Consider the following 25,391-nt stretch of genomic DNA (forward strand, 5'->3'; position numbering starts at 1 on the left):
ACGCTGACAATCATCCGGCCAAGCCCGGAATACGCCGTGGATGTCATAAGCTACACCACGCTGCGGGACACGATCTGTCTTATCCCATGGCGCCAGCTATGCATCATGAGTTATCGTGAACTGTCGAGGCTAATTTGTCTACGAATTCAGTCCTGTTAAAGAATGACAATCGAATTTCGACATTTTGATATCGCTTTCCTAAAGCCAGTATCACTGTGTTCAAATTTCTCACGAAAGTTGGTTGTCTGTTGATGATCGACGCCACCCATTTGAAAGCCCATCGCACCGCAGCCAGTCGGCTAAAAAAGGGGATGTTCCCCGACGTATCGGACGCGCCAAAGGCGGGTTGAACTCCAAGCTGCATGCTGTTTGCGATGGTCCGGCCGACCGCTGATCCTGATTCTAAGCGAAGGGCAGATGAGCGACTACAAAGGTGCCGCGCGGATGCTTCAGGCCTTCCCCAAGGCAAAGTCGCTACTGGCCGACAAAGGATATGACGCCGACTGGTTTCGAGACGCATTGGCGCAACGCTAGATAACTGCCTGGATTCCATCACGGGCAAACCGCAAGGTGCCAATCTCACATGATCCGGCGCTCTACAAAAAGCGCCACAAGATCGAAAACATGTTTGGCAGGCTCAAGGACCGGAGGCGAATTCACACTCGATACGATCGATGCGCCCACACCTTTTTCTCAAGCATAGCATCGCAGCCGCCGTAATCTTCTGGCTGTGATTTAACGAGTCCTGAGCCTAGCTTTCCGAAAGAAATATCGCAAATGTTACCATTGCAAACTATTCTGACATTCCGGTCGTATTTTCGCTATAGAGCTGGAATTCAAGAGCGTGACGACGAAGGTCCTTTCGCTTGAACGTAAGACAATTTGGAGTTCCAATGACGACGACGCCGGAGACACTCAAGCCACTTCTGTGGGAACCGAAAAATCTGGTGCGCGCCATTGAAGCTGCAGGCGTCACTCTTTGGTCCTGGAACGTCAGCACTGACGCCTTCGCTATGGATGATCATTCTTATGAGCTGTGGGGGGTTCCCAAAGGCAAGGACGTCACATTCGAAGATCTCTCCGCACACATTCATCCGGCCGACCGTGACCGAGTTCGTGCAGCCTTCACAGCGACTCGCTCCATCATCGGTGCCTATGAGATTGATTTCCGGATTATGATCGGTGATGAACTCAAATGGATTTCGGCCCGTGGACAGGGTGACGACGTCGGCATGATCAAGGGGATCATGTTCGGCATTTTCATCGATGTCACAGGACGCAAGCAGGCCGAAGAAGGCCGTGAACTGCTGGCGGGGGAAATGAGCCACCGCGTAAAAAACCTTCTCGCCATTGCCTCTGGTCTTACAGCCATTACCTCGCGGTCAACGACAACGGTTGAGGATATGGCCCGCGAGTTGACGCTCAGGCTGACAGCGTTGGGACGGGCGCATGATCTCGTCCGACCGGTGCCCGGGCAAACGGAGGCGCCATCCGCTTTGCTGGGTGATCTACTGACCGTGCTTCTCGCACCTTATGATGATCTCGGCGCTTTCAGCGGGCGTATCCGTGTTTCCGTGCCACGAATGAGCGTGGGCGAAGGGGCAACGACCGTTGTCGCGCTGATCGTCCATGAGCTTGCCACCAACTCCTTGAAATACGGCGCCCTGTCGGTTGATACGGGAACCCTTGACGTTTCATGCTCGGCGCAAAACGAGGCTGTCACGATTGTCTGGACTGAAAACGGCGGCCCGAAAGTCGTCCACCCACAGTCCAAGTCTGGTTATGGCAGCAAGCTGGTAGAACGTAGTGTCACGGGGCACCTGCGCGGCTCGATCGACTATAACTGGGCTCAGGATGGCCTCGTCGTTACGCTGGTTGTCGATCCGGAGCGTCTAGCAAGCTAAAATCTTGATTCGGATGCCCCGAATGTATCAGATGAAAAGCATCAGCTCGGCTGCAGCCGCATTTGCCTCATCCATGGAGGCATCCAGAGTAGCCTTGAGAATCCGCAGCTCGGCCAGAAGACGTGGGCTGAGTTCCTCCTGTTGCCAATTTGTCAATTTCTGCTGCCATTCGGCAACTTCAACTATGAGCTGACGCGACCTGTCGGCTGTTTCGGGATTGACGGCACGGGCCGCCCGCTCGGCGTTTTCTGCAAGCTCGACCAATTCGACCGTGCTTACAATCCATGTCGGGAGCGCATCCCTCAACGTCACGATTTCAGCAAGAACGGATTTGTCGGCGGCATAGTGGGTCATGTTATTTCCAATCTTCGCAAAAATGAAATGTGAATGAGCGTCTTGTGTGAAGGTGTGCGGCACAATCAAACTTAGCCTACGGTCAGGTATTCGACCTCGGCAGCGTGCCTCGCATTATCGCTGTTTAACAAATTGGGTGTGCAATGCATTCGAGACATTCACGGCTATAGGGCTATTTGCGTTTTGAAGATCACTTCGGATCCAACCTCTGTCCAAGGGTCTTTTCTATACTAGCAACGTTGGAAACAAGGCTCTGGAAAATCGCGTCGTTCTTGGCACGCCATTCCTTGTCGTCCAGCCAGAGATAATCCTGATCCGGCATTAGTGGTACGGATTTCACCTGATCATTGGTGATGGGCAGGAAGAAGCTGGTTCTTGCGCGGTCGATCACCAGCGATAGAAGCGGCACCACCAAACTGTCTTTTCCCGGGACAAAAAAGCCGCCGGACGCGACAATGACATAGTCTTTCTGGTCTTTGGTGCCGATGACGACATTGCGAACCTCGCCGACGATTTTGTCGTCGGACGTTCTGACTTCTGCCCCGACAATTTCGTTGACCAGAAGACCCGGATCAAGGGCACTGATTGGCACGAGAGGTCCTTCGTTGAGCGTACCGCGACTACCTTTGACCTTGCCCAGCCGTTGTTGCAGCGGTTGACCTGCAGCCTGTTGCTGATCCACGGCATCTTCGTCGCTTGTGCCACGTTCACCCATTGAGGGTGAGGCGATCAGCTCCTTGATGTTGCCGACTAGACGCTCGCAGTCATCTTCCAGCCCATAGGTCCACAAAAGGAAAGCCGCATCGCGCAAAGTTCTAAGGTCGAGGACGAGATATCGGTTCTCAGGATCACGCAACTCAGGCTTTTGCAAAATTGCCTCTTCCAGCTTGGCGTCGGAGATGTTGCAGGCCGCCATCACCGGCGTCGCACACAGCGCAACGGCAAGCCCAACGGCAACAGCCGCTTTTTTAAGGATAGTCATGAGATAGGTCCGATCGGCGGATTTTGCTTCGACCTCGTGGTGTAAAGCACGTCAATCCGGAAAGAGCGTACCGCGTGACGCCTCGATCATGATGGCACAACGGTCTAGGTCCTGTTTCGTTCCATCTGCGGATCGGATTTGATAAAGGAAACCCGCGCATCGCGATAATCCATGACTTGTCAGCATGAAACTGCAGAATTGCTGCTTGGTAAGAATGTGCCGACGACGGGCGAAGAGGACAATAAAGTATATCTGAGCGGCCGACACGTCGATGCGCTCAATGCATGGAAGGCGGCAGAATTTGTCTTGTCGATCGCGTTCATCTAGGTTATGTAATAATACAATTATTCAAGGATTATTGAATTATGGACGACCGTCAAGCCCTGACTTCTTTTGCGGCACTGTCCCAGGAAACCCGGCTCGCCATCGTGCGCGCGCTTGTGGTTGCCGGCCATGATGGTCTTGCCGCTGGCGTCATTGCGGAACGCATGGGCGTCTCGCCCACGAATGTCTCCTTCCACCTCAAGGAACTGGAACGGTCAGGCCTTATCACTCAGAGACGGGAGTCTCGGTCGATCATCTACAGCGCGAGCTACGATGCTCTGGCAGACCTCGTGAAGTTCCTGATGGACGATTGCTGCGCTGGCCATCCGGCCATCCGCGAGAACGTCGAGCATTCCAGAGCGTGTTATTCTAATGACAAAAAATCTTCCGAGGGCCCCGTCGTTGCATAAGACCAGCGTACCTGCGGGGATCGTCTCCGCTCTCGGCCTTACACAAGTCATCGGTTACGGCACCCTCTATTACAGCTTCAGTATTCTAGCGCCTGGCATGGCGACGGATCTCGATCTGACGCTGGCTGAAGTGTTCGGGGTGTTTTCGGCGTCGCTTTTCATTGGCGGCCTGTCTGCCACCTATATCGGCAGGCAGATGGACAGGATCGGCGCCGCAACCATCATGACGATCGGCTCCGCACTTGCCGCTTTGACATTGGCGCTCTGCGCATGGTCGCCGTCCATCGCCATCTTTGCCGTCGCCGTTATCCTCATCGAGATATCGTCGGGAATGGTCCAATATCAGGCAGCGTTTGCGGCACTTGTCGAAAGCGATCCCCTATCTGCATCGCGCAGCATCACCTATTTGACCCTGATCGGCGGCTTCGCATCGACGATCTTCTGGCCCATCTCGGCAGCACTTTCCGTATATCTATCCTGGCGCGAGATCTACCTCGTCTTCGCAGGCTTGAACATGTTCCTCTGCATGCCGCTTCACTACTGGATCATGCGCGTCGGCAAAACGGCATCGAATGCCGATCTGGCGATCCGCACGCGTGAGACCATCGTCGGCGCGATCCCGCCGCATGCGAGACGCCGAGGAATGATCCTCGTCTCATTCGCATTCGCGTTGCTGGGCTTCACGCTCGCGGCGATCCTCGCCCACATGGTGCCGATGCTCGGATCGATCGGGCTGGGCGCAGCAGCCGTGGTGATCGGGTCGCTCTTTGGTCCCGCGCAGGTTTTGAGCCGCCTGATCAACATGGTCTTCGGAAAGAACCTGTCTCCACCAGAGCTTGCCGTCCTTGCCGCGGTACTGATCGTGCTCGGCGTTCTGATCCTGCTGGCGACTGGCAACTGGCTTCCCGGGGCCGTCGCGTTCGCGATATGCCTTGGCTTGGGTTCCGGCATCAACAGCATCGCGCAGGGAAGCCTGCCGCTCTATCTGTTCGGGTCGGACGGCTACGGTGCGATCACTGGCAAGATGGCGGCAGCACGGCTTGCAGTCGGAGCGGGCGCTCCCTTCGTTTTTGCAGCAGCCATGGAGAATATCGGCCTCGACTTCGCACTCCTGGCAAACGCTTGCCTTGGAGTGATCAGTATCGCGGCGTTTGTCGCGGTGGCGGCCTCCAGCAGGCAACCCGCCACCCCGACAGGCTGATCGGTCAGATCGATTTCAGCGAAACCCGCTTCTCGAGTTCCGCCGCCTGTTCTTTCCGCTCGCTGTAGCGCTCCGTCAGATAGGTCGAAGCATCGCGGGTCAGCAGCGTGAACTTGACCAGCTCCTCGCACACATCAACGACCCGGTCGTAGTAGGAGGATGGTTTCATCCGGCCATCAGCGTCGAATTCCTGATATGCTCTGGCGACCGAGGACTGGTTGGGAATGGTGATCATCCGCATCCACCGCCCCAGAATCCGCATCTGGTTGACGGCATTGAAGGACTGGCTGCCGCCGGACACTTCCATGACCGCCAGCGTCTTGCCCTGCGTCGGCCGCACGGACCCGATCGACAAGGGTATCCAGTCGATCTGCGACTTCAGTATCCCGGTCATTGCTCCATGGCGCTCGGGACTGACCCACACCTGACCTTCTGACCATTGCGACAGCTCACGCAGCTCCTGTACCTTGGGATTGCTGACGGGCGCCTCGTCGGGCAGCGGGAGGCCCTTCGGATCGAAAATCCGCACTTCGCATCCCAGCCTTTCCAGCAGGCGCTCAACCTCGAAAGCGAGCAGCCGACTGTAAGAGACCTCGCGGAGCGATCCGTAAAGGACCAATATCCGCGGCTTGTGCGTCGAGAAGGTCGGGCGCAGAGCGTCGAGGTCCGGTTGATGCAGATGCGGCTCCTGCAATGCGGGGAATGTATCAGACAATGCGTTTTCCTTCCTCGTCGAGGATCTGTTCGCCGCCTTCCTTGCTGAACGGACCCTTGAACGCGTCCGCCGGCAAGATATCGAGGACGACCTCGGAGGGGCGCGACAGGCGCGTCCCCATCGGGGTAATGACGAAAGGCCGGTTGATCAGAATCGGTGTCTCGATCATCGCGTCGAGAAGCTGGTCGTCGCTGACGTCAGGGTTGTCGAGGCCAAGCTCGGCATAGGGCGTGCCCTTCTCACGAATAGCGACGCGCACTGACAGCCCGGCATCCGAGATCATCTTTGAAAGCTGTTCACGGCTTGGTGGCGTTTTCAGATATTCGATGACAGTGGGTTCGATACCAGCATGCTGAATAAGCTCGAGCGTGTTGCGCGAGGTGCCGCAAGCCGGGTTGTGGTAGATTCTGACGTCCATGATCTAGGTCCTTTGGGATTTTTCGTTGCGGGAAACGGTGGGGGACGATTCGTACCATCCCTTTGAGCGGTTCACGATCCAGACCACCGAGAGCATGACCGGTACTTCGATCAGGACGCCGACAACCGTTGCAAGAGCCGCACCGGATTGAAAGCCGAAAAGGCTGATCGCGGCAGCGACGGCAAGTTCGAAGAAGTTGCTGGCGCCGATCAGTGCGGATGGCCCGGCGACGCAATGCCGCTCGCCCGACATGCGATTGAGGATATAGGCGAGCCCAGAATTGAAATAGACCTGGATCAGGATCGGGACGGCCAGAAGCGCGATGATGGTTGGCTGAGCAATGATTTGCTCACCCTGGAAGCCAAAAAGCAGAACAAGGGTTGCGAGAAGGGCCACAAGGGAAAGCGGCTGCAGGGTCTCCAGTATCCGGTCAAGGCGGGCGGACGTCCCGTCCGCGGTCAGCCAGCTTCGCAGGATCTGCGCGATGATGACGGGCACGACGATATAAAGGGCAACGGAGATGGCCAGCGTGTCCCAGGGAACGGTGATGGCCGACAGACCGAGCAGAAGTCCGACGATCGGCGCAAACGCAATGATCATGATGGCGTCGTTGAGCGCCACCTGGGAGAGGGTAAACAATGGCTCGCCACGCGTCAGGTTCGACCACACGAACACCATTGCGGTACAGGGCGCCGCAGCAAGGATGATCAAACCGGCGATATAGGAATCGATCTGGTCAGCCGGCAAGTAAGGCCTGAACAACCAACCGATGAACAGCCAGCCGAGAAGCGCCATCGAAAACGGCTTCACCGCCCAGTTGATGAACAGGGTGACGCCGATACCGCGCCAATAGCTACCGACTTGCGCCATCGAACGGAAGTCGATCTTGATGAGCATCGGAATGATCATCAGCCAGATGAGGATTGCGACAGGAATGTTCACCTTTGCCACTTCAGCTGCACCGATGGCCTGGAAAACGCTGGGAATGAAATGGCCGAGCGCAATCCCGACCACGATGCACAGACCGACCCAGACGGTGAGATATCGTTCGAAGGTGGACATCAGGCGGTCTTCCCTTGGCCGTTGGTGGTTCCCTCCATCGTCCCGATCTGCCGCAGCCGTGTTTCGAGGGCCAAGCGATCAATGGATTCGAGCGGAAGGCTCAGGAATGCCGTGATGCGGTTCTTCAGGAACCGTGCGGCCTGCGCGAATGCGCGCTGGATTTCGACTTCGGTTCCGGTCACTGCTGCCGGATCTTCGACACCCCAATGCGCTGTCATCGGGTGACCGATCCACACCGGGCAGGCTTCACCTGCTGCACTGTCACAAACGGTAAAGATGAAATCCATCTGTGGCGCACCCGGTTCAGCGAACACGTCCCAGCTCTTGGACGAGAAGCCTGTCGAAGGGTAACCGAGGGCCGCGAGTTCCTTGAGCGCGTGGGGATTGACTTCGCCCTTCGGCTGACTGCCAGCCGAGTAAGCCTTGAAGCGACCGCCACCTTCCTTGTTGAGGACGGCTTCGGCAAGGATGGAACGTGCGGAATTGCCCGTGCACAGGAAGAGCACGTTATAGGTCTTTTCGGTCATGTCAGTGATCCGTGTGTTAGGTTGGGGGGCGGGTAAGTTTCATGATGGTCGCCGATGATGGGCAGAGAGAGGAAAGCTGCCGTGTCGCGAGCACTGCGGCTGGCAGATTTTCCCGTTGAACTTCGATGAAGCTGAGGCGGGCAAAAAAGGGCGACGCGTTCGTGGTCACAAGAAAAACGTCGCGGCCCGGCTCAACATGTACAAGAGCCGCCGAGACGGCTGCATGGCCGAAACCTTTCCGTCTTTGACCCGGCAGCATGACTACCGATCTCAGAAGCTTGTCATCCTCGCATGCTTCAAGACCAGCGAAGCCAACCGTCTGATTGTCGTCGGACACAATCCTGAAGAAGGTCCGCCCTTCATCCTCGATGTCATCCGTTGGCAAATCGGCCTCCAAAAGCGCTTTCTTGAGATCAAGGTCGCTCCCGTGCACTTGTTCGACGCTCAGCGCGCTCATGCCGGACTTTCCTCTGGTGTTGGGATACCGCAAGGCGTAAGTTCGGCGATGAGTGGCGCACACAGTTCCGCCGATCCACCGCAGCAATCTTTCAGGAGAAACAGCGTCATATCGCGAAGCTGTTCGAGCTCAGCGCGGTACATGATGATCCGGCTGTGTCGTTGCGAGGACACGAGCCCTGCCCGCGACAGAATGTTCAAATGCGCCGACATCGTATTTTGCGGCACCACGAGCGCACGCGCTATATCGCCGGCCGGCAACCCTTTCGGCGCATGCTTGACAAGCAGCCGAAACGTTTCAAGACGGGTTGGTTGCGCGAGCGCTGCAAGAGCGAGAATTGCCTGTTCTTGTTCCATATATCCAGATTACTGGAAGTGTGAGAGAAGTCAACACGTTTGTGAAGCTGCACAAGCCTGATCTTTCCAAGAGGAAGGCCCATTCTGGAGTTGATGGTGCATACTACATAGAGCTCATTGCAGCCCGCGATAAGTTCTGCCGGACCCATGGTGCGCTCCTCAAAAACAAGATGATCGCCCACGGGCATCTTGAGCACTGGGACGTGCTGGGCCATGAGGTCGCCGCAGCGAGCGCCCTTCAGACGACGAAATCGTGAAGAGGTGGATCATGGTTTATTTGTTCGTTGTCTTCGGCGTAGCCATCGGTGCGCGCAGGCTTGGCTTCGGCCTTCCCTATCGCACGCTGACCGTCAATATCTTTGTTCTATCCTGATAGGCATGCTGACCGAACTTCGTCATCATCTCGGGAGGAAATCTGGCGACGACGATGCCATTCATGGGACCGTCGAGCACGAAGGGTGCCACCGATGAACTTGAACCATAAATACCGCCGAAGGAGAATCCAAAATCGATTCCGCCTAGCGCTGACAGACTCTAGCCGCCATATTTTGTAGCCGTGATATAGACTTGGCCTACCTTGGTGGGGATGCGTGCGTAAACCGGCGCGTAGACATCCATGTTGCCTGCCTTGGCAAACCATATTTCCATGGAAATCGACTTCAAATATTCGATATCCTTGCGACCCTTGCGAAAGCCCGATTTCGGCACGTAGCGCGCATTGCAAACGATGGCATCACCGGTAAAGCCATTCGTCGTAAACGGCTTGGTTCCACCAGAACTCAAAACGAGATCAAGGCGCGACTCACCGTCATAGATCGGCAACCGGCTGGGGCATATACGTCCGCCCACGGGGAAAATAAGCCCGGAAATCGGATCGAGCACGGAGCGGAGATCGCGGTCTTTGACATCGACCCAATTGTCAGGCCTTGCTTTGGGCTCAGGTTTGACCGTGGTTGAGGTCACATTGCCGTTGCGGTATTGCACATCATAAGTCCGTGTGCGCTTTCCATCTTTGTAGACCAGAGAATATTCGTTGGCCTGCATGCGGTTTCCACGCTTGGCGCCCGCTACATCGGTTCGCCCGGAGATGTCTTTCAACACGCTGGCAATGCCGGCCGCGCTGAAAGAACCTGTAATCGAGTAAGTGGAGCCGTTCATGCGGGTCGAAAAATTTGCGCGTGCAATCGGCAAAACGCCCAGATTGATGCTGTATTCGCTATCGTGACGCGTTTCAGCGGCCGTAGCGGTTGACAGGCTTGCCAGCGTAAGGACAGTCGCCGCGAAAAACCTCTGTACTTTGACATTCATTCAGGTAACACCTCGGCTGACAGAAAAAGCTGCCCTCTGCCGCGATGATATACGCCGACTTATGGCAATAAAAAAGCAGAGTATCGGCGAAATCCGGTGAAATCGCTCACAAAAAAGAGCGAGCGGCTTGACGGGAAGTTCCTGTCTGACTATAGAACCGCAACTTTCCAATCATTGCCAGTTGGATTGCTGACCGGATTTTGCCGGGTAGCGAGCAGTTGGTGAAACAGACGACAACAAATAGGTGTACCCATGTCCCGTGTATGCGAATTGACCGGCAAGGGCGTCCAGACGGGCAACAACGTCAGCCACGCCAACAACAGAACCAAGCGCCGGTTCCTTCCGAACCTCTGCCAGGTTACGTTGATTTCCGATTCTCTCGGCCAGCGCTTCCGTCTGCGTGTTTCCGCAGCTGCTCTGCGTTCCGTCGAACATCGTGGCGGTCTGGATGCTTTCCTTCTCAAGGCAAGCGAAACCGAACTTTCGATGCGCGCCCGTCTGCTGCGTCGTCAGATCGCCAAGAAGACCGTTGAAACAGCTGTCGCTGCTGCTTAATAGCGGTTTCAAGATCACGAACTTTCAAAAGGCTTGACTGGCAATTGCCGCTCAAGCCTTTTGCTCGTTATCCCTTCGCTCTAACTGGTGGCATCACCCAGGATAAAAAAATGCCCAATCTGCGCTTCACACTTGTCTACGTCGGACTGATGACCATCGTCGTCGTCGCATCCAATATCCTCGTTCAGTACCCACTGTCGGGCACTTTGTTTGGTATTAATCTAGGCGATCTACTGACCTGGGGAGCCTTCACCTACCCCATCGCATTTCTGATCACCGATCTTACCAACCGTCAGTTTGGTCCCTCCATCGCGCGACGCGTGGTAATGGCGGGTTTCGTCGTTGGCGTTACTCTGTCCTTCTGGACATCTATTCCACGTATCGCTGTCGCCTCCGGTACCGCCTATCTGATCGGGCAACTGCTCGACATAGCTGTGTTCAACCGTCTTCGCCAACAAAGCTGGTGGCGCGCGCCACTTGCCGGTTCCATGTTTGGCTCAGCTTTGGATACGGCTCTGTTCTTCTCCATCGCCTTCGCCACCACTTTCGCCTTCGTTGGGCCCAATGACGCATTCGCGATCGAACAGGCTCCAATCCTGGGCATCTTCTCTTCTGATGCGCCACGCTGGGTTTCGTGGGCCTTGGGCGATCTATGCGTCAAAGTGCTTGTCGGTCTCGTCATGTTGCTGCCTTACGGCGCACTCATGGGCAAACTCAAGCCGATGCCTTCTGTCGAAGTCCGTTAACATGAGAAGCCCGCAAATGCTGGCTCATCGACGCTTCGACAATAATGCCAGGATTTTTCAGAGTCTTGATGAGAATACGACGTGCTTTCGCTTCTGAAGCGCACACGAAATAAAGTGTGTCTGCGATTCACGCTAATCACCGATTGCGAACGGCTAAAGTTTCCGGCAATCATATGTAAAGTTTTACGTTCTGGAGTTTCGCATCATCATGAAAAAGTCGCCCAATTCAATTGATATACACGTGGGATCGCGCATTCGACTGCGCCGTGTCATGCTTGGCCTGAGCCAGGAAAAACTGGGAGATGGGCTTGGAATAACATTCCAGCAGGTTCAGAAATATGAAAAAGGCACCAACAGGGTCGGCGCCAGCCGCCTGCAGCATATTTCGGAATTGCTGGATGTTCACATTTCCTATTTCTTCGAAGGCGTTCCAGACGCGTCGCAAGATCGGGCACCGGTTGCGCCGAGCGCGCTGTCGCAATTTCTGAATTCGAAAGAGGGCATCTCGCTTGCCAAGGCGTTTTCGGCTATTGAAGACACGCGTGTTCGCCGTCGCGTTCTCGAACTTGTGCAGTCCTTGGGCAACCACACCGATGCTGAAACACAGAAAATGACAGAGATTTCCACCACTGCGTTGAACTGATCGACATGGTTTTTAGATTGGCCACATTGGGCCGTTGTAATCTGGATGATGAGACTGGAAACGTCCTGAACGTTCCGACCCAGGCTTTGCTCATCTCTGCCTATCTGTTTGATATCGGCAGACCGGTTGCACGACGCGATGTCGCCAATCTTCTCTGGCCCGGCAACGCGGAAGCAGCGCTGAGGAATTTGCGTTCTACATTGCGCCGCTTTGCGCTTGCGATGAAGAATGCCCCTGCCCCTCTGATCATTGCCGACACCAACGCTTTGTCCTTGAACCGCATATGGTGGCATGCGACCTCGACTTCGTGACAATATCCAAGCCGCTGGAGCGCCTCGATACTGCCTGAGGTGCCGTCGCCATGCAATTTCTGCCTTTTGCTGGCGTGGGAAAAACTGCATTCGACATATGGGTAAGGGATGAGCGGCTGCGGCTTCTGAGTACGCTTGGATCGCTGTTCATGGACATTTCAGACTCTCCACTATTGCGGTCGAAAGCCCATGCTGACCTGAAACGCGCCGCCGTCCTCTTGCTCGAAGCGAATCCCCTGGATCACTGTGTCAGACAGCAATTGTCATCCGGGCTCGGCGCAAAAACAATTCCTGCTACGCCACATACGGTGGTGATGATACAACGGGACACCTAAACCATTCGGTACAGCCCCGTATCGCTCTGCTTCCCCCTTACACGTTTAGAGCAAGTCCTGTGATCGATGAATCGATTGTGAGGTGACTGGCTGATCCGAAGCTGATTCAACATCCACAGGAGTCACGAATGGCTACTACGTCACCCGAGATGCCGACTTCGTCCTCATGGTGACGGTGCAGAGCATTGAAGATTAAGAAGCCTTCACCGGGAAGTTCTTTTATGAAAATCCCGATATCAAGGGCTTCAAGACGATGGTCATCATGGACCGGGTCAAAACGGGTTTCACGGTGCGATTGACGTGGGCAACTTTACTTAGTGGGCCGGAGGCTCTGGATTGGGTTGCTCGACTGCGTGAGATCGTACGATTCCGCTTTTCCATTCTATGGAAGAATGCGACATATAGAGTCATAATCACATTTAGAGATATGGCATGAGTGATATTTCCGAGCCTCCCAGGATCAACAGAAGCAGTCTTCAGGAATTGATCGGCGGCTTGAGTGATGGGATCATCCTCTTGAACCCGGATGGCGGTATCGCCTGGGCGAACGTCTCAGCACTCGACATGCACCGCGTGTCTGATGTCGAAGAGTTGGGCGCGGATACGAAAGAGTATCGCCGCCTGTTCACGCTGCGCTATCGCAACAATCACCTTCTGGAGGAAGGCCAATATCCGCTCGAACGTTTGTTAGCTGGCGAAACGATCGATGATGTGACGGTAGAAATCTCGCCGACGAGCGATCTCGATCTAGTCTGGGTGCATACGATGCGCAGCATGATCATTTCAGATGGCACCGGCAAAGCGGATGTTCTTGCTTTGATTTTGCGCGATGAGACGCCGCGCTTCGAAGCGGAGGAAAGATTCGAGCGCTCGTTCAATGCCAACCCCGCGCCGGGGCTCATCTGCCGACTGGATGACCACCGTTTTATCCGTGTCAACGAAGGCTTTCTGGAGATGACGGGCTTCACCAAGGAGGACGTCGTTGGAAAGACGGTGGAGGCGATCGGGCTTTTTTCGAATTGCGAGACGGGCGAGGATGCGCTCACCAAACTGGGCGATGGCCGGGTGATCCGTCACCGCGAAGCTCTTGTTCCGCTGCCAGATGGCGGCGACCGGCTGGTCATCGTTGCTGGTGAGCCGATTTCCGTAGTCGAGGAGCCGTGCATGCTCTTCACCTTTGCCGATCTCGATGCCAGACGCAAAGCTCAAAACGCATTACGCCAGAGCGAGGAACGCTTCTCCAAATCCTTCCGGCTCTCACCGGCACCGGCTGCGGTCTCCCGGCTGGATGATTTCGTTTTCACCGAGGCCAACGATGCCTTCCTGCAAGTCTCCGGCTACAGCGTGACGGAAATTACCGGTCGCACCGCAAGCGATCTTCGACTGTGGGAAGATGTGGCGGCACGACGCGCGCTGGAGCAAAAGCTGCGCGACAATGCCTTCGTTCGCAACGAACCCCTGCGTATGCGCCAGAAAGACGGCGGCACGGCTGACTGCCTCGTTTCTGCCGAACGGGTAGAAATCAATGATGAGCAATGCGTGATCTGGGCGCTTCAGGACGTGACGGAGCGCAGACGCAGCGAAGCGCAACTGGTGGAGGCGATCGAGAGCGTGATGGCGGATACGTCCTGGTTCAGCCGCTCCATCGTTGATCGGCTGGCAACGCTCAAGCACCAATCGACTGCGGCACCCACCGCTCGGCTGATGGAGTTGAGCGACCGCGAGCGCGAAATTCTGGGCTTGATCTGTAACGGCCAGAGCGATGCAGAGATGGGTGAAACGTTACATCTGTCCAAAAACACGATCCGCAATCACATCGCTTCTCTCTATGGGAAAATCGGCGTCAATCGCCGTGCAGCCGCTGTCATCTGGGCACGTGAGCGCGGATTTACCGGCACGGCCGATCCCAAGGCCAACTCAAAAGCCAAAAAATAAGTAAAAAACGGACTGATTTTCACAAAAAAGGTCATTTTCTACCAATTCAGATAGTATTTTTCGCTCTGCAAAAGCTTCCTTTGCAGCTGTATCTCCTATGGCGTGGCGCTGGTTCCTGTCCGGAACGTCCCACTGCGCCAGATAAGACAAACACAGTTTTAGGAAGGATACATCATGGATAAGAACCGTATCGAAGGTGCCGCCAAGGAACTGAAAGGCACAATCAAGGAAGCCGCCGGCAAGCTGACCGGCAACAAGAAACTGGAAGCCGAAGGCAAGGGCGAGAAGATTGCGGGCGATGTCCAGGGCAAAGTTGGCAAGGGTGCCGATGCTGTCAGGGACGCCCTGAAGTAAGCATCGATCCAGCAATCTGGTTCGCCTGCATTGGCGAACCAGATCAAAGGAGGCAATTTCCCCATGCTCTTTCTCGATTTCTCAACGCCCGAAGTTTCGTCTTCCGGTCACTGCGCAACTTGTGCTGCGATCAGGTCTTTGCTTGCCTATGCGCAAGGTCTTGAAGGCTGCCGGATCGATGTTGAGGTCTCGCAGGGCATTGTCATGCTCACGGGTCACGCGTCCTGCGACGCGGCGGTGGACAAGGCGATTGAAATTGCCGCTGATTTCTCATCCAAGCCCGTTCACAGCACCATAGATGTTCAAGAGACGTGCTTGCCAATGCCCACTCAGCCTGCCTGCGAACCTTTGACGGATGGTCAGGCATCGGGCAAAATTCTTTACATGAAAAGAGACTTGATATGAACAAATCAATCATCCTCGCCATCGCTGGCGCACTGACGATTACATCCGCAGCATCCGCAGCAAGCACGCAGCATAACCGAAAGTCCGCAGAGCGTGTGGCGTCGCAGCCCAAGGAACGCTTGGGAACGCTGTCTTGTGAAGTCGCAGGCGGCATCGGCCTTCTGGTCGGCTCCAGCCGGGCTGTAGAATGCCAGTTCAAGCAACGCAGCGGCAAGGTTGAACGCTACACCGGCACGATTGGCAAACTCGGTCTCGACGTCGGCGTAACCGGCAAGTCCTACATCACATGGATCGTTTACAACACTGAACCGACAACCATCGGCCGGGGCAGTTTGGCCGGCACTTACGTCGGCGCGTCCGCCCGCGCCTCGCTCGGCATCGGACTTGGCGCCAATGCGCTGGTTGGCGGCAACGCCAAGAACTTCGGTTTGCAGCCGCTGAGTGCCGAAGCAGGCCTGGGTGTAAATGTGGCAGCTGGCGTTTCGCGCCTGCAGCTGCGCACCGCAAGCTGATACTCACGCAACGCGCACATGGCTCAACGGGGCCATGTGCATTCCTCTGAGACAAAACCCACCACTGATTTGGATGTGTAAGCACGCTGGGCGAATTTGCGAAAAATGCCTGATGCTTATATTTTCGAACACCATGTCCCATAAAATGTTTGGTGTCGGCCCCTACCAAGCGCTGTCTACGCCATAGGCATAAACATCATTACACTATCAACACGTCCTGTTAGCCAAATCCAAGCGCACCAGTTCACGAAGCGCCAGCAGGGTCGCCGATAGGCAGCAATGCCGGATTGAGGGTCGGATCGTTCGGGTTTTTGCTATCACCAGGGTCTTTGATGGGCGGTACAGGCGGCTTCTCTTGCACTCGGTCGGGAATGCCCGGTGTAGAGATTGGACCCCGGGGAGTTTCCACAGGGCTTATAGGCTGTTGGTCATGACCAGTCATTGTACGGTTCCTTTTTGGAAGACGAGGAGCAAACGACCAGTCCGCATTAGAGTTCCCTAATGATACCATTTTGACTGCTACCTACCGATCAACTCTTTCACCTCTCGCGCAAAAGCGTCCATCTGGAACGGCTTTGTCATAACGTGCATACCTTGATCCAGATGACCGTGGTTGAGGACAGCGTTCTCCGCATAACCCGTGATAAACAGGAGTTCGAGGCTTGGGCGAGATAGCCGCGCAGCTTCTGCCCGTTCCGACGTCTCATTGAAGATCGAAATCACACCGACACAGGTCCCGTCATCGCTGACGACCGGTGGATAATCCAGGTTCATCCACACCTGTTCAGGTCTGCCATAGCGATGAAGCGGGAGCTCCTGATCCTTGTAGGACAGTGTGCCGCAAGACAGGCTGTTTCATGACATTGTCGTTGAAATCGGCAACCTCGGGCCAGCCTTCGCGAACTTTGGACCCGAAAAGTTTCGGGTGACGTTCGCCTGCAAAAAGCGAATAGGCGTCGTTATTTCCCATGCTTGGGCAACGATGTCGCTTATGGAAAATGAAGACCGCTACAGAGGGCTCAAAAGAACACCGCTCCGCGTCAACGCCTCCGCGAGTGTGCATCGTTTAGCACCCTATTTCTGGTGGAAAATTTTGCCTACAGGCTGGCAATCATCAATGTGAGGGGCCGCCACCGCATGACCGTCAGCGATAACGCCGTTGACCATGGGGCAGATGAAAAGTACGCCACGGTGGCTTATTGAAACGCGTTCATCTATATTGTGAACGGCTGCGCGCAGAAACACTTGCATGTTTCGGAACATGTACACGCCAGCAGATGCGTGGTCGGATATGACGTCCTTTTCGCGCGCTCGTGTGACCACGCCTTCCACGATCTCGAGATAGCTGTAGCAGCTTTCGGTGGAGGTGAAGACTGGAACGATGGCTCCGTAACCCTGTGTCGAAAACAGCGCCTCCGGATCATCAGGCCCATCTGAAAACAGAATATCCGCCAAATCGATGATCACCGGTTCGTCTGGCGCAACGAGGGCCATTGCCGCCAAAGCCGAAAACAGCGCTCCACCTGTGAGGTTCGACAACGTGACGATCTGGCACCTGGGCCATGTCCGCTGGAGATATCCTCGGAGATCATCAAGCTTGTCGACCTCGCGGACGACGAATATGTAATCTGCACCTGAGAGCCGATCTGCCCACGCTCGTCTGCCGAGGGCAGCTTCGATCAATGGCGTTCCGTTCAGGTCCACGCAGGGTCTGAAGCCGTATTCATTTGTCCACAGATCGGGTCCGGCCAGCGGGACGATACATTTCATGGCGGTCAGATCAGCTCCAGATAGGCTTCAAGATCGGGAGGCGTCCCTATTCCGTGCATGGCTTCGGGAGCGACATGATAGACGCCGATTCTTGCGCCCTGCCGGATCAGGTAATTGTAGACCGGGCAGACATAGAACTCGTTGTTGGACCGGTCGTTATGCGAAATCATATCCGTTGCCGCGTCGATAAAGTCACGGGCACGCCTGAAGTAGTAGATGCCGACCGTCGCGTTATCTGAAATCGCGACCTTTTCCTTGACCTCATCGACCAGCCCGTCGTCGTTCACATGCGCAAAGGACCATTTCGGATCGCGTACCCTGTCCTTGAAGCATAGAATAGAGCCGTCCAGATTACGGTCCACGGCGTCGCGCAGATACTCACTGCAGTCGAAATCGACAATCTGATCGCAATTGGCAATCAGGAGCGGCGCATCGGGATCAAGGTGCTGGCGCGCTGTCAGAACAGTACAGGCAGCCCCCTCCGTGACGAAGTTGATGGAGGAAAACGCCAGATCACCGTGAGTCTTCAATTCTTCAACGACGTCGGGTTCCGCATCAAGATGCTCTTCCCTTGCGATCAGCACAAACCGCGCATCGGTCAAACGCAGGTTATCCATGACCCGCTCGATCATGGTCTTGCCCTTGACGTCGATGAACGGCTTTGGCTTGGTGTAACCAACCTTGGCGAACCGGCTGCCGAGGCCTGCCATGGGAATGACCACCTGCACCTGTCTCGCAGGGTTGGCGATGGCAGCTATCTTGCTGCGCAGTTCATTTTGATAAAGTTCGATGCGTTTTGGCGAATAGAACGAAATGTAGCTGTCGGAAGAAACCTCGTGTTTCACGATCTTTCCGCCCATGAGAACGACCTCGTTCAAGACGGGTGAGAGATAATATTTTCCACCGATCAGACTGGCTTTCAGAAGGTAGGTTTGAGCCGCTTGGATGAACAGGTTGCCGCTCCGGAAATAATAGTAGCCGGCGATCGCCTTACGGCTCAAAACGCGCTTTTCGGCCGTCTCTATGACTTCGCCCTTCTCGTTCTCACGTATATAGGACCAGCGTGGATGCACGGAACTGAATGTCACAACGCCAGCATCCGCGCCAGAACGAACGAAATCCCGCGCAATTCCTGACAGATCCGCATCGATGATCTGGTCGCCATTGCAGATAACCAAAGGCTCATCGTCAGCGATGTGATCGATAGCCATCAAAGCGGAGCAGACAGCGCCCATCGTCGGATTGTTCAACTCGATGACCACGCTGTTGGCGCCTGCAAGCAGTTTCAGAATAGAGTCGAGGCTGTATTCGAGCGCATCCTGATGGAATACGATGAAAATGAATTTCGCAGAAGCGTCGCGATTGCGAATGCTGTTGATGACGAGAGAGATCATCGGAGATCCGTCCACCTCGATCAGAGGTTTAGGAAAATGAAACTCTTCCTTGGGAAAGAGATCGTCCTTAGACGCTATGGGGATAAGATATCTCACTGGGCGACCGCTTCGATGGAGTTAATTTTTTTCATGATGCGCTCATACGTGACGTCATTGGTAGAACCAACGACCAGTACATGCGCGCCGGATGACCGTGCAGCCTGAATGCCGTGGTCATTGTCTTCAAGGATCAGGCATTCCTCAGGGCGCAGTTTCAACCGCTCTATAGCGGTCAGATAGATTTCCGGATCTGGCTTCGCCTTGGCGACATCCTGATTGGACAGAAAGAAGTCCAGATACTTCAAAAGGTCGGATTGGCGCATCATCGCTTCGACACTCGACCGGACGGAATTCGAGCACACAACGATACTTTTCCCCTCCCGCTTCAGCCGGGAAAGAGCGTATTCGTGGTGAAAGACCGGAAGGCATTTTTCGACGATGACCTGGTAGGTCATCTTCTGTTTGAGCGTGTTGAGAAAATCATGCAGCTTCGGCGGCAATCCACGGGTTTTGCTCAACATTTCAAGCTTCTTGCGCGTGGGCAATCCGTCATAGACAGCAAGATGCTCCGTGCGGCTGATATTTAATCCAAACAGCGCCAGAGCATCATTGAGTGTCTCATAATGCCATTCCTTGGCGTCAATCAGAACGCCATCCATGTCGAAAAGTACTGCCTTGATCATCGTATTCTGTCCGTCCGGTTCATGGCTGACGTTTAACCCCATTTTTCCGCGGCAAGATGCGGCAAATCCGTGCAAATCGAGATGTCGTCACCATTGAGATCCCCCCAGGCATCCCAGGCTGCAGCATGGTCGCGCCCGTGTAGTTCGGGTGAAACAAGGGCGACCTGTTTGCCAGCGTCGCGATGTTTCTGAATGACGTCGGGCGTGATCCAGTCCGAATAAAAGGCGTCCAGCCAAACACCCTGTGCCCTGTCGTAGTAGGGTGGCACAGGCTCGAGTTCAGAATGGCGAGTATAGGTGACGAAACCCTGGTTGAAATAGCCGAGAGCATCTGGAACAGCCATGTCGAAGCAGAACAGATCCGCAATGCCTGCGCGGTCGAGTGAGGCGCGGAGTGCTTTTTGTAGACCGTCCGCTTTGATATTCATGGCGATGGTGCCCGATCCGACACAGCTTTTATGTAGAGCCAGAAAATAGTCGAGGTCCATCACCTCATCGCCCACGGGCATATCATGGGCGATTTTCAGCACACCATTCTGATCACGCGTGTCGGTTTCGACCCCGAAACCATTTTCAAAAGCGCGCTTGAAGGCTACCTCACTGTTTTTTTCGTGAGGTTCCAGCCACCAACCCCTATGCGCGAGAATTTTCATGACGTTTCCATTCAGTCTTGGCGAAAGTTTTGCCTTTCAGGCGTTGCAGCCCAATCCATCAATCCGGATTGAATTGCGGAAAGGTCTTTCTGTCGATGTGATAGAGCGCCAGATAATCGTTTTGTTTGAAGAATACCGGGTCCTGCGTGTAGGCGAGCGCGTTTGTCCATTTCATCGGGTTTATCTGCTGGTGAACACGAGAAACGATATTGGCGTTGCAGAATTCCAATGAATGCGTCACGCCACCGACGAGCGTGAACGAGAATCCACCATGCAGGGCCATGTAAAATTGATAGGTGATATGGTCGAAGACACTGTGAACCAGCCGTTCCACAAATTGCAGGCTCGCATCCCAGCCGATCCATTCAAGAAAGCCCGGGACGCTTTTTGCCGAGTAGACCGGTAAGTCCCACCACCAGGTATAGATGCTCCAGTTGCCGGAAACCGTGCGGATGTTCTCGCGCTCTTCGGCAGGGGCGAGGATGAGGGATGACGAATACATGATCTGTCGCTCGTTGGTGTGGGCAGCGGTCAATCCGCCACCATACCAGCGCGCCGCAGACACGATCTCTTCCGAAGCTTTGGTCCAACCCGTTGGATTGAGCACGAAGGTTTCGGCATCGACGCACAGAAGATAATCGTAGAACTGATGTGTCAGAGACAAAGCGAGGAATTTCTTGACCGTTGGCCAGGTGCGCCGGTCGGCGACCACCGACAAGGCACTTCCGGAAAAGTAATCGGATAGCACGATGGAGGAGTAGCTGAGGAACGGCGAGGCCTGATGCATCTCCCGAAATTGCAGACGGTCGGCGTCGGTCGAGAACACGAAGACGACATCGTAATCGGCTCCGATGCTTTGAAACAGAAAATTGATTCCGTAAGTGAAGTAAGCATCGTGGATGGGAACGATCAGCGCCGTTCTATTTTCGTTTTTTTTACGCTGGCCGCATTCACTGAGACGGTGAACAGGATTATCGCCAGGCAGGCGCCCCTGCCCTTCCATTTCAAATCGTCCGTCTACGGATTTCAGAGTGTCGAAGCGTGTGGTGACTGCATTGTTCTGGCTCAGAAATTCGACACAACCGCCCTTCACTCTCCAGGAATGTTCGTTCGGATGAGCATATCCCTGCAACCAGCCGCCGCTTTCGAAAGACATTTTCGGTGCAAAGACTTCGTCTGTGCCAGCCTTGCCGAAAGTCCACACCCGCTCCTTCATCAATCTCTCGAGCGCCAGGTCATCGAGGTCAATGTTCATACTGCTCTCCTATCCGTATTTGCCGCAACGGTAGGATGGTAAACTTGTATGAGGCTGTCGGTTCACCCCTGTATCAACAACTGTTTATGGTTCTCTGCTTTCGCGGTCAGTCCGCAATAGCTTCGCCTCCCCTCAAAGCTGCCGGTAAGCTCGCTTGAAATACATCAGAGCTTCTTCCCCACCGCCAATGACGGTATCCAATACTTCGCACATCAGAATATCGTGCGTCACACCATCATGAATGGTACGGATGCGGCAATCGAAGGAGACAAGCGCGCCCTCCAATACAGGGGCGTTCGTTTGCAACGTTGTCCATGTGCCAGAGGCAAACCGGACATCCATCGGCGTCTTGCCACCGAAGATACCGCTCAACGCTTCCTGCTCGCCAGCCAGTGTATTGATGCAAACGACACCATTTTCGACAACGGATTTGTGCGCCGAGGAATTCCGGTTAAGGCAGACCAGCAATGTTGGTGGATTGTCGGAGACGCTGCACACTGCGGTTGCCGCAAAACCAGCTTTGCCCGCAGGCCCGTCAGTCGTGACGATGTTAACCGCACCGGCCAATCGGGACATCGCGTTGCGATAGTCCAGGCTGCGCTGTTCCACAGTCTTCGTCTCCATTGTCACATCCTTTTTGAGAGACAATATCTGCATCTAAACAAACCTTCTCTTCTAAATCATAAAATTCGAGCTGATGCCGAGGGCAGCAGGAATTTTTTCAACGTTTCATTGAAGCCACTGATATCGACAGCATTGACGGCATGTGCACCCGTTTCAAAAATGACAAGCTCTGCATTTGGCAAGTCCCCTGCCAACAGCAACGAGCGGGTAAAAGGCACGAGAAGATCATCTTTCGCCGTCAGAACCAGCGTCTGGTTTTCGATTTCCGATAGCCGCCCCTCCACATCGAACGCCCTGAGCGCTGCGATGCGCCGCAAGACATTCTGCTTGCCTTGAAAATGCGCCACACCGTGGGCGTCGTCCTTTGCCAGCCGTTCGGCGTTCTCGGACATCCAAACCGCCGGGTAGAGAAACAGCGGCTGGGCTTTCACGAAAGCTTCCACGCCGGAATTTTCAAGAAGCGCTATGCGCGCGTCGAAGCACCGACCGGAATGCGGATCGGCTTTGCTCCAGGCGTTGATCAATATTAGCTTGTCGATAAGGCCCGGCTTTCGCAAGGCGATATCAAGCCCAATCAAACCGCCAAGGGCATGACCCATGAAGTGAAATTTTTCGAGATTCAGGGATGACGCGATGTCCAGCAAATCGTCGGCCATCGCGGAAATGCCGCCTGTTTCCGGCACCTCACCACCAGTTCTGCCGGTGCCGCGATGGTCATAGGTTACCACGCGGAAATGCTGGCCCAGTATCTCCATCTGCGGTGCCCAATAGCTGCCTGATCCGCCCAAACCGGAGGACAACAGAATTGTTTCTGCATCCGGTCGCGTCTGTCCATGAACCTCGAAATGCATGGCGTCCTACTTTGTGCCGATGTGGGCGACTGTGGCGATTTCCACCAACGCATCGGGCTTTACCAAACCGCACTGGATGCAGTAGCGCGCCGGTTTATCGCCGGGAAAATACTCGGCATAGACAGCGTTGATGGCCTGATAATTGACCCAGTCGGTGATGAAGATATGGTTCATGGTAACATCATCCATGGTGCCGCCTGCGGTTTCGATTACCGATTTGATCGTTTCCAGAACATGTCGGGTCTGCGCTGCGGCATCACCCACATGCACCACGTCGTTATTTTTGTCGAAAGGGAGTGTTCCCGACACGTAAACGACGCCGTCCGCCAATGTTCCTGGCGAAAATGGAGCAATCGGCTTGGCTGTGCCTTCCGGTACAATGATTTTCTTGGGCATATCGTTTTCCTCTTTGTCGATAGTGGATCAATCTTCGATGGGTGCGGCCTGCGAAATGACCGCGCAGAAATCATTGACCGTCGCCACCCAGCCGAAAAATTTCTCGACATTGTAGACGGTCGCCTGCTGGATGAAATCAGGGCCGAGATGGTGCGTGGCATCTTCCAGCATCACACCGAAATATTCGAGATGGAAGGCATCACGCAGCGAGCTTTCCACACAGACATTGGTGGCAATTCCGACAAAGACGAGATTTCGGATACCCCTTGCGCGCAGCACGCTGTCCATATTGGTGTTGAAGAAACCGCTATATCGCGTCTTCGGCACCAGAATATCCCCTGGCTGCGGCTGTAGCTCATCGACAATGGCATAATCCCAGGTGCCTTTTGCCAACAGTTTCCCTTGCAGGTCAGGACGCGCGCGCATGGTCTTCAGTGCGTTGGACTTGTGCCAGTTGGGAGAGCCGGGGCCACCCGCCTCGACATAATCGCTGTCCCAACCATTCTGGAAATAAATGACCTGAACCCCTGCCCGGCGTGCCGCATCCAGCGTCCTCCCAATATTGGAAATGGTGGATTTCGCACCGGTAATGTCGAAACCGGCCAGATCGACGTAACCGCCTTCTGTGGAGTAGGCATTCTGCATATCCACCACCACGACGGCGGTTTCGCTGGGCTTCAACGAGATTGGTTCGGGTCTTGCCGGAAGAGTGACACTTTCCGAGCGGCTCTTTGGTGCCTGATAGCCCGTCACAACGGCGTCAGTCATTCCGCGGCCTCCAGAGCAGTAACCACATGTTGCCTGCTCTTCATCAGCGGCTGCACGTATTGACCAAATTTCTCGATACCATCCACGAAATCATCGAATGTCAGCATGACGCCGCCGGTTCCCGGCACTTCACTCATTTCATCCAACATGGCGGCAACCTCTTCATAGGAACCGATGATGGTGCCCATGTTGATGTTGACGGCTGATACCGGGTTGGCCATGTGGCGCACATTGGTATCGGCACCGGACTTGGTATCGACCGAGCTTTGCAGACCCAGCCATTTGATCGCTTCCTGGTCTGCACCTGCCTTGTAGTGTTCCCACTTCGCCCAGGCATCCTCGGATTTTTCCTCGGCAAGCACCATGGTCAGCACGAAGGAACGCACATCACGCCCCGACTTTTCAGTAGCCGCCAGCAAACGTTCATTGGTGGGTGCAAAGGCCTTTGGCGTATTGACGCCCACGCCAAAACAGAAGCTGTAATCAGCAAATTTCGCCGAAAATTCCATACCTTTGTCGGATGAACCAGCGCAGATCAGCTTTACATCCCCCTGCGGCACCGGCTTCATGCGGCAATCGTCCATCGTGAAATATTTGCCTTTGAGGTCAGACTGGCCGGTCGTCAATAGTTCCTGAAGCACCGTGGTATATTCGCTGAGATAGGTGTAGCGGTCGGCAAAATATTCATCGCCCGGCCAAAGGCCCATCTGGCTATATTCCGGGCGCTGCCAACCCGTGATGAGATTGATGCCGAAACGGCCTCCAGAAATTGAATCGATGGTGGTGGCCATGCGTGCAACGATGGCAGGGGGCATCACAAGAGTAGCCGTGGTGCCGAAAAGCTTGATTTTCGAGGTGACAGCAGCAAGCCCAGCCATTAGCGTGAAGGATTCCAGATTGTAGTCCCAGAATTCCGTCTTGCCGCCAAATCCGCGCAGCTTGATCATCGACAGCGCAAAATCAAATCCATATTTTTCAGCCGTCAAAGTGATCTGTTTGTTAAGTTCGAAGCTTGGCTTGTATTGCGGCGCGTTTTCCGACAGCAGCCAGCCATTGTTTCCAATTGGAATGAAAACACCGATTTCCATATGCATCCTCCGTATCAAGTGACTGTATCAAACTGATGAGAGATAAAATGCAGGTT

Annotated in this window: 33 protein-coding genes and 3 pseudogenes; 15 read left to right on the forward strand and 21 right to left on the reverse strand. The window is 54.8% G+C overall.

Annotated features, from left to right (window positions below):
- Positions 1-248 precede the first annotated feature (248 nt).
- Positions 249-734: pseudogene (locus ATO67_RS23645) on the forward strand (IS5 family transposase); the annotation flags it as partial.
- A gap of 159 nt (positions 735-893) precedes the next feature.
- Complete coding sequence (locus ATO67_RS21535) at positions 894-1,904, forward strand: sensor histidine kinase (protein ID WP_067653825.1); 1,011 nt, start codon at positions 894-896, stop codon at positions 1,902-1,904.
- Between the two features lie 27 nt (positions 1,905-1,931).
- Here the strand turns inward: ATO67_RS21535 and ATO67_RS21540 are convergent, their stop codons facing one another.
- Positions 1,932-2,258, reverse strand: a complete 327-nt coding sequence (locus tag ATO67_RS21540; RefSeq protein WP_067653827.1) for a hypothetical protein — start codon at positions 2,256-2,258, stop codon at positions 1,932-1,934.
- Positions 2,259-2,448: 190 nt separating this feature from the next.
- The gene (locus tag ATO67_RS21545) at positions 2,449-3,240 is read right to left on the reverse strand and encodes a PRC-barrel domain-containing protein (RefSeq protein ID WP_067653829.1); all 792 of its coding nucleotides are present in this window, start codon (positions 3,238-3,240) and stop codon (positions 2,449-2,451) included.
- 365 nt (positions 3,241-3,605) lie between these two features.
- On the opposite strand from ATO67_RS21545, the gene ATO67_RS21550 reads away from it, so the two are divergent.
- Positions 3,606-3,974, forward strand: a complete 369-nt coding sequence (locus tag ATO67_RS21550; protein WP_067653831.1) for an ArsR/SmtB family transcription factor — start codon at positions 3,606-3,608, stop codon at positions 3,972-3,974.
- A complete protein-coding gene (gene arsK / locus ATO67_RS21555) occupies positions 3,937-5,175 on the forward strand; it encodes an arsenite efflux MFS transporter ArsK (protein WP_067653833.1) in 1,239 nt (412 codons plus the stop codon). The genes ATO67_RS21550 and arsK overlap by 38 nt, the downstream gene beginning before the upstream one ends.
- 4 nt (positions 5,176-5,179) lie before the next feature.
- Here arsK and arsH read toward each other — a convergent pair whose 3' ends face one another.
- From arsH to ATO67_RS21585, 6 genes are read right to left on the reverse strand one after another with little or no spacing between them, the layout of a single operon-like run.
- The gene (arsH, locus tag ATO67_RS21560) at positions 5,180-5,890 is read right to left on the reverse strand and encodes an arsenical resistance protein ArsH (RefSeq protein ID WP_280940038.1); all 711 of its coding nucleotides are present in this window, start codon (positions 5,888-5,890) and stop codon (positions 5,180-5,182) included.
- Positions 5,883-6,308, reverse strand: a complete 426-nt coding sequence (gene arsC / locus ATO67_RS21565) for an arsenate reductase (glutaredoxin) (RefSeq protein WP_067653835.1) — start codon at positions 6,306-6,308, stop codon at positions 5,883-5,885. The genes arsH and arsC overlap by 8 nt, the downstream gene beginning before the upstream one ends.
- A 3-nt stretch (positions 6,309-6,311) precedes the next feature.
- Entirely contained in the window at positions 6,312-7,370 is a 1,059-nt protein-coding gene (gene arsB / locus ATO67_RS21570) for an ACR3 family arsenite efflux transporter (RefSeq protein WP_067653837.1), read from the reverse strand.
- Positions 7,370-7,897, reverse strand: a complete 528-nt coding sequence (locus ATO67_RS21575) for an arsenate reductase ArsC (protein ID WP_067653839.1) — start codon at positions 7,895-7,897, stop codon at positions 7,370-7,372. Before ATO67_RS21575 ends, arsB begins: the two co-directional genes overlap by 1 nt.
- Before the next feature lie 16 nt (positions 7,898-7,913).
- Complete coding sequence (gene arsN2, locus ATO67_RS21580) at positions 7,914-8,354, reverse strand: arsenic resistance N-acetyltransferase ArsN2 (protein WP_067653841.1); 441 nt, start codon at positions 8,352-8,354, stop codon at positions 7,914-7,916.
- Positions 8,351-8,710 carry an ArsR/SmtB family transcription factor gene (locus tag ATO67_RS21585; RefSeq protein ID WP_067653843.1) on the reverse strand — a complete coding sequence of 120 codons (360 nt, stop codon included), beginning with the start codon at positions 8,708-8,710 and terminating at the stop codon, positions 8,351-8,353. Before ATO67_RS21585 ends, arsN2 begins: the two co-directional genes overlap by 4 nt.
- Between ATO67_RS21585 and ATO67_RS21590 the strand changes: the two genes are divergently transcribed.
- Positions 8,692-8,967 (forward strand): hypothetical protein, encoded by a 276-nt coding sequence (locus tag ATO67_RS21590; protein ID WP_157940878.1) that lies wholly within the window; start codon positions 8,692-8,694, stop codon positions 8,965-8,967. The two genes, ATO67_RS21585 and ATO67_RS21590, sit on opposite strands and share 19 nt — an antisense overlap.
- Before the next feature lie 277 nt (positions 8,968-9,244).
- On the opposite strand, the gene ATO67_RS21595 is transcribed toward ATO67_RS21590, so the two are convergent.
- Entirely contained in the window at positions 9,245-10,018 is a 774-nt protein-coding gene (locus ATO67_RS21595) for a DUF3108 domain-containing protein (protein WP_067653847.1), read from the reverse strand.
- Between the two features lie 252 nt (positions 10,019-10,270).
- Here ATO67_RS21595 and rpmB point away from each other — a divergent pair, with 252 nt between their 5' ends.
- From rpmB to ATO67_RS21645, 10 genes and pseudogenes are all read left to right on the forward strand, one after another.
- The gene (gene rpmB, locus ATO67_RS21600) at positions 10,271-10,573 is read left to right on the forward strand and encodes a 50S ribosomal protein L28 (RefSeq protein WP_067653849.1); all 303 of its coding nucleotides are present in this window, start codon (positions 10,271-10,273) and stop codon (positions 10,571-10,573) included.
- A 110-nt stretch (positions 10,574-10,683) separates the two neighbouring features.
- Positions 10,684-11,319, forward strand: a complete 636-nt coding sequence (locus tag ATO67_RS21605) for a queuosine precursor transporter (protein ID WP_067653851.1) — start codon at positions 10,684-10,686, stop codon at positions 11,317-11,319.
- 208 nt (positions 11,320-11,527) lie between these two features.
- The gene (locus ATO67_RS21610) at positions 11,528-11,962 is read left to right on the forward strand and encodes a helix-turn-helix domain-containing protein (protein WP_067653853.1); all 435 of its coding nucleotides are present in this window, start codon (positions 11,528-11,530) and stop codon (positions 11,960-11,962) included.
- 5 nt (positions 11,963-11,967) lie between these two features.
- A complete protein-coding gene (locus ATO67_RS21615; protein WP_067653855.1) occupies positions 11,968-12,273 on the forward strand; it encodes an AfsR/SARP family transcriptional regulator in 306 nt (101 codons plus the stop codon).
- A gap of 50 nt (positions 12,274-12,323) precedes the next feature.
- Entirely contained in the window at positions 12,324-12,608 is a 285-nt protein-coding gene (locus tag ATO67_RS21620; protein WP_067653857.1) for a hypothetical protein, read from the forward strand.
- Between the two features lie 121 nt (positions 12,609-12,729).
- A pseudogene (locus ATO67_RS23650) lies at positions 12,730-12,900 on the forward strand (Lrp/AsnC ligand binding domain-containing protein); the annotation flags it as partial.
- Positions 12,901-13,040: 140 nt separating this feature from the next.
- Entirely contained in the window at positions 13,041-14,543 is a 1,503-nt protein-coding gene (locus ATO67_RS21630) for a helix-turn-helix transcriptional regulator (protein WP_067653871.1), read from the forward strand.
- 174 nt (positions 14,544-14,717) lie between these two features.
- Entirely contained in the window at positions 14,718-14,897 is a 180-nt protein-coding gene (locus ATO67_RS21635; protein WP_067653874.1) for a CsbD family protein, read from the forward strand.
- Between the two features lie 63 nt (positions 14,898-14,960).
- Positions 14,961-15,302 carry a BON domain-containing protein gene (locus ATO67_RS21640; RefSeq protein ID WP_067653875.1) on the forward strand — a complete coding sequence of 114 codons (342 nt, stop codon included), beginning with the start codon at positions 14,961-14,963 and terminating at the stop codon, positions 15,300-15,302.
- Positions 15,299-15,814, forward strand: coding sequence for a DUF992 domain-containing protein (locus ATO67_RS21645; protein ID WP_067653876.1), 516 nt, complete (start codon positions 15,299-15,301; stop codon positions 15,812-15,814). Before ATO67_RS21640 ends, ATO67_RS21645 begins: the two co-directional genes overlap by 4 nt.
- Before the next feature lie 244 nt (positions 15,815-16,058).
- Here the strand turns inward: ATO67_RS21645 and ATO67_RS23655 are convergent, their stop codons facing one another.
- The 12 genes and pseudogenes from ATO67_RS23655 to rutA form a co-directional block, all read right to left on the reverse strand.
- Positions 16,059-16,256, reverse strand: a complete 198-nt coding sequence (locus tag ATO67_RS23655) for a hypothetical protein (RefSeq protein ID WP_082760384.1) — start codon at positions 16,254-16,256, stop codon at positions 16,059-16,061.
- Between the two features lie 77 nt (positions 16,257-16,333).
- Positions 16,334-16,775: pseudogene (locus ATO67_RS23940) on the reverse strand (response regulator); the annotation flags it as partial.
- 113 nt (positions 16,776-16,888) lie between these two features.
- Positions 16,889-17,584: a glycosyltransferase family protein gene (locus ATO67_RS21655; protein ID WP_067653880.1), complete on the reverse strand. Its 696-nt coding sequence runs from the start codon at positions 17,582-17,584 to the stop codon at positions 16,889-16,891.
- A gap of 5 nt (positions 17,585-17,589) precedes the next feature.
- Positions 17,590-19,074, reverse strand: coding sequence for a glycosyltransferase family 2 protein (locus tag ATO67_RS21660; protein ID WP_067653882.1), 1,485 nt, complete (start codon positions 19,072-19,074; stop codon positions 17,590-17,592).
- Positions 19,071-19,700: an HAD family hydrolase gene (locus tag ATO67_RS21665; protein WP_067653946.1), complete on the reverse strand. Its 630-nt coding sequence runs from the start codon at positions 19,698-19,700 to the stop codon at positions 19,071-19,073. Before ATO67_RS21665 ends, ATO67_RS21660 begins: the two co-directional genes overlap by 4 nt.
- 32 nt (positions 19,701-19,732) lie before the next feature.
- Positions 19,733-20,353, reverse strand: a complete 621-nt coding sequence (locus ATO67_RS21670) for a phosphatidylinositol-specific phospholipase C/glycerophosphodiester phosphodiesterase family protein (protein WP_067653884.1) — start codon at positions 20,351-20,353, stop codon at positions 19,733-19,735.
- A 58-nt stretch (positions 20,354-20,411) separates the two neighbouring features.
- The gene (locus ATO67_RS21675) at positions 20,412-21,608 is read right to left on the reverse strand and encodes a hypothetical protein (RefSeq protein ID WP_067653886.1); all 1,197 of its coding nucleotides are present in this window, start codon (positions 21,606-21,608) and stop codon (positions 20,412-20,414) included.
- 132 nt (positions 21,609-21,740) lie between these two features.
- On the reverse strand, positions 21,741-22,265 hold the full coding sequence (locus tag ATO67_RS21680) for a flavin reductase (RefSeq protein ID WP_067653888.1): 525 nt from the start codon (positions 22,263-22,265) through the stop codon (positions 21,741-21,743).
- A gap of 23 nt (positions 22,266-22,288) precedes the next feature.
- The gene (gene rutD, locus ATO67_RS21685) at positions 22,289-23,083 is read right to left on the reverse strand and encodes a pyrimidine utilization protein D (protein ID WP_067653890.1); all 795 of its coding nucleotides are present in this window, start codon (positions 23,081-23,083) and stop codon (positions 22,289-22,291) included.
- 6 nt (positions 23,084-23,089) lie between these two features.
- Positions 23,090-23,479: a pyrimidine utilization protein C gene (gene rutC, locus ATO67_RS21690; protein WP_067653891.1), complete on the reverse strand. Its 390-nt coding sequence runs from the start codon at positions 23,477-23,479 to the stop codon at positions 23,090-23,092.
- 27 nt (positions 23,480-23,506) lie between these two features.
- Complete coding sequence (gene rutB / locus ATO67_RS21695; RefSeq protein ID WP_067653892.1) at positions 23,507-24,247, reverse strand: pyrimidine utilization protein B; 741 nt, start codon at positions 24,245-24,247, stop codon at positions 23,507-23,509.
- Entirely contained in the window at positions 24,244-25,335 is a 1,092-nt protein-coding gene (gene rutA / locus ATO67_RS21700) for a pyrimidine utilization protein A (RefSeq protein ID WP_067653893.1), read from the reverse strand. The genes rutB and rutA overlap by 4 nt, the downstream gene beginning before the upstream one ends.
- Positions 25,336-25,391 lie beyond the last annotated feature (56 nt).

It is taken from the genome of Agrobacterium bohemicum (genome assembly GCF_001562555.1).
Taxonomy (GTDB): domain Bacteria; phylum Pseudomonadota; class Alphaproteobacteria; order Rhizobiales; family Rhizobiaceae; genus Agrobacterium; species Agrobacterium bohemicum.

Excerpts from the sequence above, each read along its gene's own strand:
- ATO67_RS21535 (WP_067653825.1), top strand. The coding sequence starts at position 894 with ATGACGACGACGCCGGAGACACTCAAGCCACTTCTGTGGGAACCGAAA.
- ATO67_RS21540 (WP_067653827.1), bottom strand. The coding sequence starts at position 2,258 with ATGACCCACTATGCCGCCGACAAATCCGTTCTTGCTGAAATCGTGACG.
- ATO67_RS21545 (WP_067653829.1), bottom strand. The coding sequence starts at position 3,240 with ATGACTATCCTTAAAAAAGCGGCTGTTGCCGTTGGGCTTGCCGTTGCG.
- ATO67_RS21550 (WP_067653831.1), top strand. The coding sequence starts at position 3,606 with ATGGACGACCGTCAAGCCCTGACTTCTTTTGCGGCACTGTCCCAGGAA.
- arsK (WP_067653833.1), top strand. The coding sequence starts at position 3,937 with ATGACAAAAAATCTTCCGAGGGCCCCGTCGTTGCATAAGACCAGCGTA.
- arsC (WP_067653835.1), bottom strand. The coding sequence starts at position 6,308 with ATGGACGTCAGAATCTACCACAACCCGGCTTGCGGCACCTCGCGCAAC.
- arsB (WP_067653837.1), bottom strand. The coding sequence starts at position 7,370 with ATGTCCACCTTCGAACGATATCTCACCGTCTGGGTCGGTCTGTGCATC.
- ATO67_RS21575 (WP_067653839.1), bottom strand. The coding sequence starts at position 7,897 with ATGACCGAAAAGACCTATAACGTGCTCTTCCTGTGCACGGGCAATTCC.
- arsN2 (WP_067653841.1), bottom strand. The coding sequence starts at position 8,354 with ATGAGCGCGCTGAGCGTCGAACAAGTGCACGGGAGCGACCTTGATCTC.
- ATO67_RS21585 (WP_067653843.1), bottom strand. The coding sequence starts at position 8,710 with ATGGAACAAGAACAGGCAATTCTCGCTCTTGCAGCGCTCGCGCAACCA.
- ATO67_RS21595 (WP_067653847.1), bottom strand. The coding sequence starts at position 10,018 with ATGAATGTCAAAGTACAGAGGTTTTTCGCGGCGACTGTCCTTACGCTG.
- rpmB (WP_067653849.1), top strand. The coding sequence starts at position 10,271 with ATGTCCCGTGTATGCGAATTGACCGGCAAGGGCGTCCAGACGGGCAAC.
- ATO67_RS21605 (WP_067653851.1), top strand. The coding sequence starts at position 10,684 with ATGCCCAATCTGCGCTTCACACTTGTCTACGTCGGACTGATGACCATC.
- ATO67_RS21610 (WP_067653853.1), top strand. The coding sequence starts at position 11,528 with ATGAAAAAGTCGCCCAATTCAATTGATATACACGTGGGATCGCGCATT.
- ATO67_RS21615 (WP_067653855.1), top strand. The coding sequence starts at position 11,968 with ATGGTTTTTAGATTGGCCACATTGGGCCGTTGTAATCTGGATGATGAG.
- ATO67_RS21620 (WP_067653857.1), top strand. The coding sequence starts at position 12,324 with ATGCAATTTCTGCCTTTTGCTGGCGTGGGAAAAACTGCATTCGACATA.
- ATO67_RS21630 (WP_067653871.1), top strand. The coding sequence starts at position 13,041 with ATGAGTGATATTTCCGAGCCTCCCAGGATCAACAGAAGCAGTCTTCAG.
- ATO67_RS21635 (WP_067653874.1), top strand. The coding sequence starts at position 14,718 with ATGGATAAGAACCGTATCGAAGGTGCCGCCAAGGAACTGAAAGGCACA.
- ATO67_RS21640 (WP_067653875.1), top strand. The coding sequence starts at position 14,961 with ATGCTCTTTCTCGATTTCTCAACGCCCGAAGTTTCGTCTTCCGGTCAC.
- ATO67_RS21645 (WP_067653876.1), top strand. The coding sequence starts at position 15,299 with ATGAACAAATCAATCATCCTCGCCATCGCTGGCGCACTGACGATTACA.
- ATO67_RS23655 (WP_082760384.1), bottom strand. The coding sequence starts at position 16,256 with ATGACTGGTCATGACCAACAGCCTATAAGCCCTGTGGAAACTCCCCGG.
- ATO67_RS21655 (WP_067653880.1), bottom strand. The coding sequence starts at position 17,584 with ATGAAATGTATCGTCCCGCTGGCCGGACCCGATCTGTGGACAAATGAA.
- ATO67_RS21665 (WP_067653946.1), bottom strand. The coding sequence starts at position 19,700 with ATGATCAAGGCAGTACTTTTCGACATGGATGGCGTTCTGATTGACGCC.
- ATO67_RS21670 (WP_067653884.1), bottom strand. The coding sequence starts at position 20,353 with ATGAAAATTCTCGCGCATAGGGGTTGGTGGCTGGAACCTCACGAAAAA.
- ATO67_RS21675 (WP_067653886.1), bottom strand. The coding sequence starts at position 21,608 with ATGAACATTGACCTCGATGACCTGGCGCTCGAGAGATTGATGAAGGAG.
- ATO67_RS21680 (WP_067653888.1), bottom strand. The coding sequence starts at position 22,265 with ATGCAGATATTGTCTCTCAAAAAGGATGTGACAATGGAGACGAAGACT.
- rutD (WP_067653890.1), bottom strand. The coding sequence starts at position 23,083 with ATGCATTTCGAGGTTCATGGACAGACGCGACCGGATGCAGAAACAATT.
- rutC (WP_067653891.1), bottom strand. The coding sequence starts at position 23,479 with ATGCCCAAGAAAATCATTGTACCGGAAGGCACAGCCAAGCCGATTGCT.
- rutB (WP_067653892.1), bottom strand. The coding sequence starts at position 24,247 with ATGACTGACGCCGTTGTGACGGGCTATCAGGCACCAAAGAGCCGCTCG.
- rutA (WP_067653893.1), bottom strand. The coding sequence starts at position 25,335 with ATGGAAATCGGTGTTTTCATTCCAATTGGAAACAATGGCTGGCTGCTG.